Below are 12335 nucleotides of genomic sequence, written 5' to 3' on the forward strand. Positions count from 1 at the left end.
TATATTATATTGTAGTTTTATGACACTAACTTAAAAACAAATTGTTATGGGAGACATTATTTGGCTTGTTGTTGTCCTTCTAATTTTAGGATGGCTTGTGGGTTATTTCGGCTTCGGAGAAGCTGTAGGAAGTTTAATCCATATTTTATTGGTTCTAGCAGTTATTGGTATTTTATATCGTTTAGCTACAGGCCGCAAACCTTAAAACCATCAGTTTAAATCTCAATTATTAACTTTAAAACCAACAATTAATTATGAAAAAAGTATTTTTAATTTTATTTGCCGCAGGTTTAATGAGCACTAGCTTTATTAGTTGCCGAGAAAATAAAACTGTCGCAGACGACATAGAAGACGTTGCAGACGATGTAGGTGATGCAATAGATTAATTAACTCTTTAAATACAATATAGAAAGCCCTTTTAAAATATTTTATAAAAGGGCTTTCTTAATTTAAACAACTATTTTGCTCCACTCGGGATTTTTGTCAATATACTTTTTTGTGAAAGGACACAAAGGCTTCATTTTTAACCCACGCTTTTCAATATTCTTTAAAACTGCTTCAGTTAATTTACTACCTATACCCTGACCTGCTAAAGCTTTAGGTACTTCGGTATGCGTTATAGATATAACTTCCCCTTTTAAAGTGTACTCAACAAATGCTATCGAATCGCTTACTTCTGCTTCAAACCTACTTTTGTCTTTATTATCAATCACTTCCATATTTTTATAATTTAGGTAATTTAATCTTCTAAAATACTTATTTAAAATCCAAATCCAAGACCAAATGCCGCTCTTACTCCATCTTTACTGTTAAAAACTCCAACATTTGCCGACATTAAATCTGCTCCATTAATAAAAATTCCACCTCCGTAATTATTATGCCATTTAGAAGAGTAGTCGAAGTTTGGCATCCAAACCCTACCGTAGTCAAAACTACCATAAACCCCTAGTCTAATAGGCGCTAGAGGAGTTTTTAACTCTCCAAAAGAATAACGTAGATCGGTATTTTGATAGTAAGCAGATTTCCCAGTAAAACGTTGATTTCTAAATCCCCTTAACCCATCTGACCCCCCAATGCTGGCAGCGTGATAAAATTCGTAATTATCTGATATATTCAAGTGACCTTTTAAAGTAGTTGCCAACACTAATTTCCCCGATGGAATTAATTTGTGTGCAATTCCCCATTTTGAAATTAAATAACCAAATGTTTTGTCCTGATCGAGATTACTTTTAACTCCAGCCTGTAAATTAAATGACATTCCCATCGTTGGGTACGCTCTACTATCTGAACTAGTAAATTCATAAAGAATGTTTGCACCTGCATATCGTACATTGTCAAAAATATAGGCAGGCAAATTAGGAGTATTACTAACAAAGCGATGCTCCGATTGATGAACTTCTATATTCTCAAAATATCCATTTATAGTGACTTTCCTTCCAGCATGAGATTTCCACGTTAATCCGGGAGTTATGGAAAAGCCTTTAATTTTTACTCGATTGTAATCCTTCCCAAATTTTTCTTGAAGATTAATAGTTTCGTTTCCATATCCGAAAAAATTTTGAGTGAAGTTAGGGCTTTGAAACTGTATGTCTAATATAAAGTTTATTTTTTTTATCACATTGGCAAATTCCCCTTGATAGTTTAATTCATATCCGTTTGTTTCAAAGTAATATGCTCCTAAAATTTTATGCTGACTTGTAAATGGGTTCCGCTCAAACCCGTAGGTAGTATAGATATTAGACAGCCCTACTTTTATTCCATCGTCGGGATTTGCTCCTATGGTGGGTAAAATTTGATTAGTATTATTTTTTAGTTTTTTATAATCATAAACATTGATTTTATAATCATCCGTGAGTTTGATTCTTGCCTTTCTTGCTTTTGAAACATCATTAGGCATTGTTTTATGATCGTAAATATATATTTTACCACCATCTCTAACTATATAATCGTCATTGTTTTGTCCTCCAATTAACCTAATCTTAATCTCTTTACTTTGCCCTATAACTTCAAAAGTATCATCGTCATCCAATCCGTAAACCCAAATTTCCTTTGTTGTGTTTGGTGAAAATACTCTGGAGTGAAAACGATCTTTAATAGTGTCATCTTTTTTACGGAAAATGTCGACCTTAACCTCATTATTATCTAAGACTTTAATTCTTATATAGTCATCCTTATTTGTTCCTGTTAACACTCCATACTTTGATGTAAGTGTATAATACCTGTCTGCGATACTTTGAAGGTTTCCTCTTCGTTGCTGTAAGTTAAACTTAATTATATCCAAACTTTCATCTTGAATTTCCTTTGGCATTTTTGAAAAGGCTAAATCGATTACCTCATCTGTAACATTTTCAGTGATATATTGCACTTCTGCATCCAAATCATCTTTATTAACATCTACTAATAGAGCCATATCTAATGGGTAAGGTTCTAAATTCATACCTTTTACATTTTTTATATCCGGACCATATTTTTGGATCATTCTTGCTCCTGGAATAAGTGCTATAGCAGTAGATAATAATAAACCTTCAGACATTACAGAAAAAGCTTGGTCTCGATCTCTTGGAAGTGGTTTATAAATAGTTTTTCCTTTTTTCTTAAACTCCATCCAACGCCATTGATCCTGATGCCTGTCCCAATCACCAATTAACATATCGAATAATCTTGCTCTTAAATAACCTTTTTGGTCTATTACTACATCTTCATCAGAATAAAGCTCTTCCATCATATCTAGAGTACTTATGACTTCTCCAGTAAAACTTCCTCCTGCCAAATGCATATGTCCTTCAGAGGCATGTTCTTCCAGCAAATACAGTTCATCCCCGAATTCTTCATTGAATTCTTTTAAGGAGTTTTGTTTTGGAATATAGAATAATTGCGGGTTTAAATGATAAATTCCAGCAGCGTCCGATAGGGGGCCAACTGCTAGAGGCGCATATGGATGAGAACCGGTAAATGCATCTTTTACGAGTTTTTCAGAAAATGTATTTTCAAATTGCCCTCCCACATAATTATCCTTGAAAGCAACAGCCTGTATATATTGCGTAGCACTCTTTTCTACAGCACGCATAACAAATTGTCTACCATCTTTTGCTTCCAACCGCAAGGATCTAGATTGACTCCCACCACCTTTTCTAACTGGAATTAAGCCACCGTATAGAGTATCTAAATCTACTACTTGAGCTTTTACATCTTTACCAAAATATTTTCGATACCGCTCACCTAATAAAAACCTATGAAAACCGGATTTCTCGGTGTCTTCCTTTTTATATACAGAAGCTGAAATTGAATCTCTAAAGGTGGATTGGTATTCTGGAATCACGAAATTGGATGGGGCACTAATTGTTTTTCTAAATATAACTTTATTAGATTTTGCTTGTACGAATTGTACATCTGAAGACATGTTTTTATGAATATTTAAAACCGCATACCCATTCCCTGCAAATCCAAAATCACCGTTTTTCCGTAGTCTTATTGCATTTGTTTTTATTCCAGATCCACTAATTATTTGGGTGAGATTATTTGATCTTATTAACTGTAAATTATGGTCGTGTCCAGAAAGAAATACTACGTTTTCATTTTGTTGAGCCGCGGCTTTTAAATTTTTAGTCAATTCGTAGTAAAATTTATTGGAAATGTCTGCATTAGAAATGCCGCTCGTGCTTCTTATTATGTTTTTTAGATTCCCTAATATAGGCAGCGGTTTCATGAAATCCATTAAACTGTACTGCCCCCCATGTGAACCATTTGTAAATACAGAATGATGTATTGCAACTAATGTAGTTTTACCACGCGCTTTCTTAATCTCATCTCTAAACTCCTGTAAAAAGAGAGATCGCGACTTAATTTCACAATTATCGTTGATTTTGGGGTGCCTATTCCAATTTGTGATATACCAATGTGAATCTACTATTAGTAAAACTGTATCATCATCTAACTTCACTTTCTCAATAGGGCATCCGTTTTCAGGTAAAAAGGTATTTTTCCCTAAAGCCTCCTCTACAAATTTTTCCTGTTTTTTTAAACCTTTAATCCCACTATACCAATCGTGGTTTCCTGGAATAAATATCACTCTTCCTGGAAAAGTTTTAGCAACATCAGTTTGAGATTTAATTATGTCTTTTGCTCTTTGTTCTTTAATTCCGTTTTTAGTTGGAAATCCTTTAGGATAAATATTATCTCCTAAAAACAACAAAACATCTTCCTTCCCAGCCTTTTCAAAGTTTTCCTGCATTGCTCGTAACGCTAAAGGAGGCGATCCATCCTTTTCAAAAGCACCAGCATCTCCAATTAAAAATATATTTCGAGTATCAGAATTAATACCCTGCAGGGTTGTCTCTAGCCCGACCTCTGGGGTGAATTTAAAAGTAGCACAGGAGTTTAAAGTTATTGCAATTAAAATAAGTAGTACTTTCTTCATATAGCATAGAAAATTTCTATTCGTTTAAGATATTCTCTCGAGATCATTTGTGGTAAATAAGTTTTCGGCTTTCTCCAAATTGTGATTTAATTCTGCTCTGATAGCTTTTATTCCTGAGGCTCCTTGAAGTTCTTCAATTTCAACTATTTCTATACTATCAGTAATATAATTTTTGGCCTTTAAAAATTCGAAATACTTCAAATATTCTTTTTCAATTGCAGAACTTGAATACACCACGCATAACTTATGCGGTTGCGTTAAACGTTCATTGGTATTCTTAATATGAGCTTTATCAATTCGCTTTTTTATAATCTCATATCGTACATTATATGCTCCGTCCACATCAAATTGTTTTTCATCCATCCTATACCGAATATTTAAAGGAACATCGTGGGCTAGAATTAAAGAGGCTACTTTAAGTTTTAGAGGAAAATCTTTTTGAGCATTATAAAACATAGCCTCCATTTCACAGGCTACCTGTAATTGCCAAACACGAAGATTGTATAAATCTGTTAGGTGAAATGGTCTTTCTTGAGCAATAGATTCACCAATATAAATATTATGCTCTATCCCATCTGTTTTAAACTTCTCGAAGTAATGAGGGAACATGTTCTGAGCTTTCCGTTGCTGCTTATCAATAAAACAAGACAATTCTTTATTAATCTTATCGATAGTATTATCATAATTTTTCCGCGCTTTATAAAATGACTTTAAATTTTCATCTAAAAACCCGTAAAATGATGTAATGTCCTCAATCTCCTCATTAGAAGTAAGAATATGATCGAACAATGGAAATATTTGTGAAGTATAAAAATTATTGATTTCTTGTTCGGTACTAGTATGAAAATTTGACTCTAACTCGGATAAGAAATTATCGATTTGATATATCAATTGTTCGTAAAAAGGAAGTTTATTATCCTGGATACGTTTAATTAAAATTCGCTTTGTTTGGGATAATTGTTCCTTGTAATCTATTTGTACCGCTTCGTTTCTTGCGTTCGATGACCCTACGATATCAATTTGACCATATAATGGTATAACATTTTCAAAAACTATTTCTTTAAACACAGCATTTTCTCCCCTATTCCTATTCTGAATGTATTGATTTGCTTCTTCCTCAAAACGCCATTGAACCGATGGATGAATAGAAGTACATTCTTGTTGTATCACAGCACTAATTTCATTTTTAAACTCAGTTATCGTCCTAGCAGAATAACTTAAGATAAAAGGCATCAACGTTTCTATTTTCACCATGTTTATAGCGTTGAGCTGATTGGCCTTATAGGTAGCGAGTTCTAAAATAAACATCATCTGGCCCTGAATAACAATTGGCATTAACACCGCACTTTTCAAGCCTTGACTGATTAAGGACTTGCTCAAGCTATTCCCTCCTGTTAATTCATAATAACGTTGTACATTTGAAATAATAACCGTTTTATGTTCTTTAAACAGGCGGTTATAAACATTTTGACATGCATATTCCTCACATTTTATGGAGTCATTTGCCCCTATTGTCAACATTTTGAAGTTTAAATCGTATGGAGGTCGAAGTTGGTTTTTATCTAAAATATAGCTTCCAAGTTGTAAATCGGGAATGCCAAAAATTTTTCGAATGTCTTCAACCAAAAACTTATAACTTTCATTATTTGGGCGTATCATATTAGTTTTAAAACCGTCGATAGCGTTATCCAAAGTAGTATCAATCAGATTTATAATACCGAATCCCTCCATAGTCCAAGATCCTTCAGGGAAATATTTCCTCCAAACATTTTTGTCTTCCGCATTAGCTAGCAATTCGTCAACTACTTCTTGTGTTATTTCTACAGCACCTTCGTTAGGGTAGATTTCTACAAAATCGGCGTTAAAGGTTACTCTATAATTTTTCACTTCGCCATTAGCCGTTCTAATCTTTAGGTTTTTTGGTCTGTCAAAATCAATATTATACTGATAATAAGAGTTTAATATAATGGCATAGGGAATAAAATCGTATCCCTGGATATGGTCGCGAAAAACTTCCTTTAAAACATTGTGATTTCTACCATCGGAACCCTCGAGTATTTTAATTAACCTATTACTTTTATAAAAACTAAAATTAGACAGAGGATCAATTGCCGCTTTAATTTCGTTATTACTTAAAACCGAAGGAAATAGATAGCTCATAAGAATATCAATCTCTTCTTGATGCTGTTTAAATTCATCATAGGAAGCTATACCTTCGGTAAGAATAGGATTTTCCTTAAAGTGATTCAATATTTGACCTGCCTGAAGTTGCTCGAATGGGTTGTCCGACTTTAAAAGCTCTAAATACTTATCCTTAAGAAACCTAAAAGACAACTTAGACACAAATGGTCCTGAAGTTAATACTTTACTCATACTAATTCTTTTAAGGGTTTCATAAAATTATAATAACTAATAATGAATGCTAAAGCCGAAATAACGATTCCAAACATAAATACAGTGTAAGTAATTCTTAAAAGTCTGTATTTACGTTCCAAAACTAATCCTAGATAATATAAATCTTTTGTAAGAGAATTATAAAGAACATCTTGATTCTCCATTAAGTAATCTACTCCCCATTCAAAATCTTTTAATCCCATTTTATAGAAGTTTCCAAAAAATAAAATATTTGTTTGCTTTTTCACAATCATCTCCTTTGTTACATTAACACTGGAGATATTTGGTCGTGTTGAAAGCACAGACAATACAACAGAGGTAACGCTAAACAACATTAAAACCAAAGTAGGCCATACCAAAAAAGCATTCGATAGATTATCTAGCTTTGGAACAAGATTAGAAAGTGCCACTGAAATTATAATAGCATTTACAGAAAGTAAAATATTGGCTTTTGTATCAGCTATTGCACTTAATTCAATGTGATTCTTTAAGGTTACACGAAACATAGTTTCTACACCTCTACCAAATTTATTTGAGCTTTTTTTTGAAGCTTGTTTTGATTTAATCTTATCAATTTTAGCATTTAGTTCACGAAGATTCAAGGCTTTTAAAGGTTCCCACTTTAATTTTGCTGAATCCGAATAAAACTTATGCCATTCAAAAAACTCTTTGTTCCCTTCAAGCCACTCTAGGTCAGTAAAAGAAGTATCTAGCTTTAAGGCATTTTCTTTTCTTAAAAGGTTTGATACTTCAAAATAATTTTCAGCAGCTACATGACTACAGTCTGCATCCTTTATTAATTTTTGAAGTTTCGTTTTAGGCTTTAAATCTTTTATTGAAACAAGAATTAAGTCTGTAACAAGGTCTATAACATCTTTAGAAACCTGATTGGCGCTCAAAAACTCTTGAACAATTTTCACACTTACTTGTTCATGCCCTTTATCCACTTCTACAAAACCAGTATCGTGAAACCAAGCAGCCAATTTTAAAATTTTTATTTCCTCCTCAGAACATCCTTCCCATTCGGCAAGTTGAGAAATATCGTCAACCACTCGTCTAGTGTGATGTATATCGTGATAAAAATTTACTGCAGACAATCTTGTTTCAAATAAATGTGAAACAAATTGTTCGGCTTTTTCAATTATATCTTCCACTCTATTTTATTTAAATTAATGCGGTTTTTCTAAAAATTGTATTTAGCAAGTTAAAGTATTTTGTCTTTTAATTATCTTAAAATTTACGTAAACCCTATTCAAATTAGAGTTTAATTCTACATTTCAAAACTGCTTCTTACTAAACACAGGAATAATTAAGCATAAATTATAATACAAATTCATTATGCATGTATTGATTTGCTATTTTTACAATAAATAACACACCATGCAAAATTTATTATTACTTATATTATTTCTAGTCTTTGCAATATCCTGCAAAAATAACAATAAGTCAGTCGAAAACGTGAATCAAAACCAGTCTATTTCTATTGAAAACCTAAGCACTGCAGAAAAAATTGCTAATACAAGCGGTTTCAAAAACTGGAATGACGTTTCGGAAATAGCTTTTACTTTTAATGTAAATCGGGACGGCAATCATTTTTACCGAGCTTGGACTTGGAATCCAAAGTCCGGAGACGTTACCATGACCTCAGTAAATGATACAATTAGCTATAACCGTTTGCACTTAGATAGCTTAAATTTGGAAACCGATGCTGCATTTATAAACGATAAATATTGGTTACTTTCTCCGTTTCAACTTATGTGGGATGAAAATATCACCATTTCTGAAAAGAAAAATGTTACCGCTCCATTATCAAAAGACACATTAAATCAAATTACAATTGTTTACGGAGGTGATGGAGGATACACCCCAGGTGATGCATATGATTTTTTCTACGACCAAAATTTTAAAATTAAAGAATGGATCTACAGAAAAGGAAACATCGACACACCATCCCTTATCACCACTTGGGAGGATTATGAAAATTTCAATGGCATAAAAATCGCCAAAACACACAAAGACTCAACTGGCGGTTTTAAATTGTATTTTACAGATATATTGGTAAAAAAATAAAAATTCCCAATACTAAATCACTAATTTACCGAACCATAAAAAAGCAGCTGTTAATGCTAAAATATATGATAAAGTAAACGGATATAAATTCCTATTTTTGTGAAAGAACGAAAATTTTAACTCATCCAAATGTTTCAGAACACTTTAGAATACGCAAAACAACAGGACTCCCAAGACCCTATAGCATCTTTCAAAAAAAAATTTCACACACCTAAAAATGCTTCAGGCGAAGATTTAATCTATTTATGTGGAAACTCCCTAGGGTTGCAACCAGTCCTTACTTCAGAATACATCAAAGAAGAATTACAGGATTGGGCCAATCTTGGCGTAGAAGGTCATGTACAAGGGAAGCACCCTTGGTTACCTTATCACGAATTTCTAACTAAGAACATGGCTAAAATTGTAGGTGCCAAATCTTCAGAAGTAGTCGTGATGAATACACTTACAACAAACCTTCACTTGATGATGGTTTCATTTTACCAACCTACCGAAACTAAGTTTAAAATTGTAATTGAAAGTGATGCTTTTCCTTCAGATAAATACGCTGTGGAAAGTCAACTAAAGCATCATGGGATTGACCCTCAAGATGGATTAATTCTCTGGAAGCCAAGAGAAGGTGAAGAACTTTGCCGTTTTGAAGATTTGGAAGAAATCATGACACAAAGTGGTGATGAAATTGCTTTATTAATGATTGGTAGCACCAATTATTATACAGGACAATCTTTTCCGTTGAAAAAAATTACCGAATTGGGACATAAGTACAACTGCAAGGTTGGTTTTGATTTGGCTCATGGGGCTGGAAATATCCAACCAAATTTACATGAATCGGGTGCAGATTTTGCTGTTTGGTGTACTTATAAATATTTAAACAGCGGTCCTGGAAGTTTGGGAGGATGTTTTGTACATGAACGTCACGCAAACGATAAGGACTTAAATCGTTTTGCAGGTTGGTGGGGACACAATAAAGACACTCGCTTTAACATGCGAAAAGATTTTGACGCGCTTCCTGGAGCCGAAGGATGGCAATTAAGTAACCCGCCAATTTTATCGATGGCTGCAATTAGAGCCTCATTGGACACCTTTGCTGAAGCTGGCTTTGAAAACCTACGCGAAAAATCTATAAAGCTTACAGGCTATTTAGAATTTTTACTAGATGAAATGAAAAACGACGCTATAAATGTAATTACGCCTCGAAATCCAGAAGAACGCGGTTGTCAGCTTTCTATTCAAGTGAAAAATGCAGACAGAAGCTTACACAACAAGTTAACAGCGGCAGGAGTAATTAGTGATTGGCGTGAACCTGATGTTATACGAATCGCCCCTACTCCTCTTTACAATAGCTTTGAAGATGTTTATAAATTTTCAGAGAAATTAAAGCAAGTATTAAACAAATAAAAAGAATTCCTCCCGAGCGCAGTCGAGGAGAAAATCTTTTTCAGAATATTGAATAACAAGGTCTCGACTGCGCTCGACCAGACAATTTTTAAAATGAGCAAAAACCACAATATCTTAATAATAGGAGCTGGTCTCTGCGGAAGCCTTTTAGCTTTACGTTTAGCGCAACACGGTTTTAATATAACCTTAGTAGAAAAACGACCCGATTTACGAAAAGTAACACTTGATGCTGGTCGCTCTATAAATTTAGCCTTAAGTGATCGCGGATTACGCGGTTTGCGATTGGCAGGTGTTGAAGAAGCCGCCAAAGAACTATTAATCCCAATGTCGGGAAGAATGATTCACGAGAAAAATGGTAAAACATTTTTAAGCCCTTATAGCGGAAGAGATGATGAATATATCAATTCAGTTTCTCGCCCAGGCTTGAATAAGCTTTTACTAAATGAAGCTGAAAAAATGCCAAACCTGAAAATAATCTTCAATCATTCTTGCGTGGAGGTAGATCACAAGACTCCTTCTGCGACTTTTGAAGATTTTGAAACAGGCGAATTAACTACATATACCGCAGATGTAATTTTTGGAACTGACGGTGCTGGATCTGTTGTAAGATCTAGCATGGTAAACGACAAGGAATTTCTTTTAAACATTTCACAACAATGGTTGGGACACGGATATAAAGAACTTGAAATTCCTGCTGCTGAAAACAATGGTTATAAAGCCTATAAAAATGCACTTCATATTTGGCCACGTGGTGAAGACATGCTTATTGCGCTACCAAATTTAGATGGAAGTTTTACTGTAACCTTGTTTCTTCCGTATAAAAACAGTGATTATTGTTTTGAAAACCTTACTACTCCTGAAAAAGTAAAAGAATATTTCAAAAAGGAGTTTCCTGATGTGTTGGAATTAATTCCTAACCTTACCGAAACCTTTTTTGCAAATCCAACTGGTTCTATGGGAACTGTAAGATGTGACCCTTGGCAACGCGAAGGGAAGATTTTATTGATGGGAGATGCAGCACACGCAATGGTTCCATTTTACGGCCAAGGAATGAATGCTAGTTTTGAAGATGTAGCAGTTTTTGACGAAATTTTAAATCAATTTAAAGATGGTTTATCTACAGGAGACTCATCTTGGGGAACCATTTTCAATGAATATGAACAAGTCCGTAAAAAAGATGCCGATGCTATTGGCGAACTTGCAGTAGACAATTTCGATGAAATGAAAGCGCATACTGGAATGGAAATCTTTCAAAAGAAAAGAAAACTTGAAACAGCATTCGAAACCGAATTCCCTGGTGAGTATTACAGCAAATATTCTTTAGTTACCTTTAACGAAAATATTCCATATTCTGAAGCTAAAAGGTTAGGAAGGGCACAAGACAATGCTATTTTAGAACTGATTCACGAAGAAAAACTTCCTGAAACAATGTCGTTAAAAGAAAAGCTTGAAGTAGTACGAAAACAAACACAAGTTATTCTCAACACAAAAGAGAAAGCTGATTATTTAAAATATTAAAAACATCATTATTTGATGTTAAAGAAACAATTCAATAAAAAATAAACAATGGGAAACAGTAGCAAGTTAGTTGAAGGAAAAGCAACCCCAAGAGGTGCATATCCACACGTTAAACGCGTAGGAGACTTTATTTTTATCAGTGGCACAAGCTCACGTTTGCCAGACAATACTTTTGCAGGGGTAAATAAAATTGACGAAATGGGCACCATGCATTTCGATATTAAAGAGCAAACTCGTGCTGTATTAGAAAATATAAAAGATTATTTAGCAACAGAAGGTGCAACAATGGCCGATGTGGTTGATATCACTACTTTTCTGGTAAATATGAATGACTTTGGCGGTTATAATCAGGTATATTCTGAATATTTCAACAAAGAAACCGGACCAACGCGTACAACCGTTGCAGTTCATCAATTACCACACCCACATTTAGTGATCGAGATTAAGGCTATGGCGTATAAGCCCGTTAAAAGCTAAGTAGAGAACTACTAAATGTTGTCGTAAACCTACAGGTAGGTTATAAGAAATTGCTTTGTTCTAT

The 12335-nt window shown here is 33.9% G+C and carries 10 protein-coding genes; 6 read left to right on the forward strand and 4 right to left on the reverse strand.

Going from position 1 to position 12335, the window contains the following annotated elements:
* Positions 1 to 46: 46 nt before the first annotated feature.
* Both RT250_RS01105 and RT250_RS01110 read left to right on the forward strand, forming a co-directional pair.
* Positions 47 to 205: a lmo0937 family membrane protein gene (locus RT250_RS01105; protein WP_139855844.1), complete on the forward strand. Its 159-nt coding sequence runs from the start codon at positions 47 to 49 to the stop codon at positions 203 to 205.
* 49 nt (positions 206 to 254) lie between these two features.
* Positions 255 to 386, forward strand: a complete 132-nt coding sequence (locus tag RT250_RS01110) for a hypothetical protein (RefSeq protein ID WP_313111348.1) — start codon at positions 255 to 257, stop codon at positions 384 to 386.
* Positions 387 to 449: 63 nt separating this feature from the next.
* On the opposite strand, the gene RT250_RS01115 is transcribed toward RT250_RS01110, so the two are convergent.
* The 4 genes from RT250_RS01115 to RT250_RS01130 are packed head-to-tail and all read right to left on the reverse strand — an operon-like array spanning position 450 to position 7965.
* Complete coding sequence (locus tag RT250_RS01115) at positions 450 to 719, reverse strand: GNAT family N-acetyltransferase (protein ID WP_313111349.1); 270 nt, start codon at positions 717 to 719, stop codon at positions 450 to 452.
* Between the two features lie 41 nt (positions 720 to 760).
* Positions 761 to 4417, reverse strand: coding sequence for a metallophosphoesterase (locus tag RT250_RS01120; protein WP_313111350.1), 3657 nt, complete (start codon positions 4415 to 4417; stop codon positions 761 to 763).
* A 24-nt stretch (positions 4418 to 4441) separates the two neighbouring features.
* The gene (locus RT250_RS01125; protein ID WP_313111351.1) at positions 4442 to 6790 is read right to left on the reverse strand and encodes a hypothetical protein; all 2349 of its coding nucleotides are present in this window, start codon (positions 6788 to 6790) and stop codon (positions 4442 to 4444) included.
* Positions 6787 to 7965, reverse strand: a complete 1179-nt coding sequence (locus RT250_RS01130; RefSeq protein WP_313111352.1) for a Pycsar system effector family protein — start codon at positions 7963 to 7965, stop codon at positions 6787 to 6789. The genes RT250_RS01125 and RT250_RS01130 overlap by 4 nt, the downstream gene beginning before the upstream one ends.
* Positions 7966 to 8269: 304 nt before the next feature.
* Here RT250_RS01130 and RT250_RS01135 point away from each other — a divergent pair, with 304 nt between their 5' ends.
* The 4 genes from RT250_RS01135 to RT250_RS01150 all read left to right on the forward strand — a co-directional run bounded on the left by RT250_RS01135 (position 8270) and on the right by RT250_RS01150 (position 12271).
* Entirely contained in the window at positions 8270 to 8881 is a 612-nt protein-coding gene (locus tag RT250_RS01135) for a hypothetical protein (RefSeq protein ID WP_313111353.1), read from the forward strand.
* Between the two features lie 129 nt (positions 8882 to 9010).
* Positions 9011 to 10276 carry a kynureninase gene (gene kynU, locus RT250_RS01140; RefSeq protein ID WP_313111354.1) on the forward strand — a complete coding sequence of 422 codons (1266 nt, stop codon included), beginning with the start codon at positions 9011 to 9013 and terminating at the stop codon, positions 10274 to 10276.
* Positions 10277 to 10369: 93 nt separating this feature from the next.
* The gene (locus RT250_RS01145) at positions 10370 to 11794 is read left to right on the forward strand and encodes an FAD-dependent oxidoreductase (RefSeq protein WP_313111356.1); all 1425 of its coding nucleotides are present in this window, start codon (positions 10370 to 10372) and stop codon (positions 11792 to 11794) included.
* Positions 11795 to 11842: 48 nt separating this feature from the next.
* Positions 11843 to 12271 (forward strand): RidA family protein, encoded by a 429-nt coding sequence (locus tag RT250_RS01150; RefSeq protein WP_139855836.1) that lies wholly within the window; start codon positions 11843 to 11845, stop codon positions 12269 to 12271.
* The last annotated feature ends 64 nt before the right edge of the window (positions 12272 to 12335 follow it).

Source organism: Aequorivita sediminis (genome assembly GCF_032080575.2).
Classification (GTDB): Bacteria; Bacteroidota; Bacteroidia; order Flavobacteriales; family Flavobacteriaceae; genus Aequorivita; species Aequorivita sediminis.

Coding starts and splice junctions, on each gene's coding strand:
- RT250_RS01145 (WP_313111356.1), top strand. CDS start 10,370: ATGAGCAAAAACCACAATATCTTAATAATAGGAGCTGGTCTCTGCGGA.
- kynU (WP_313111354.1), top strand. CDS start 9,011: ATGTTTCAGAACACTTTAGAATACGCAAAACAACAGGACTCCCAAGAC.
- RT250_RS01115 (WP_313111349.1), bottom strand. CDS start 719: ATGGAAGTGATTGATAATAAAGACAAAAGTAGGTTTGAAGCAGAAGTA.
- RT250_RS01105 (WP_139855844.1), top strand. CDS start 47: ATGGGAGACATTATTTGGCTTGTTGTTGTCCTTCTAATTTTAGGATGG.
- RT250_RS01125 (WP_313111351.1), bottom strand. CDS start 6,790: ATGAGTAAAGTATTAACTTCAGGACCATTTGTGTCTAAGTTGTCTTTT.
- RT250_RS01110 (WP_313111348.1), top strand. CDS start 255: ATGAAAAAAGTATTTTTAATTTTATTTGCCGCAGGTTTAATGAGCACT.
- RT250_RS01150 (WP_139855836.1), top strand. CDS start 11,843: ATGGGAAACAGTAGCAAGTTAGTTGAAGGAAAAGCAACCCCAAGAGGT.
- RT250_RS01120 (WP_313111350.1), bottom strand. CDS start 4,417: ATGAAGAAAGTACTACTTATTTTAATTGCAATAACTTTAAACTCCTGT.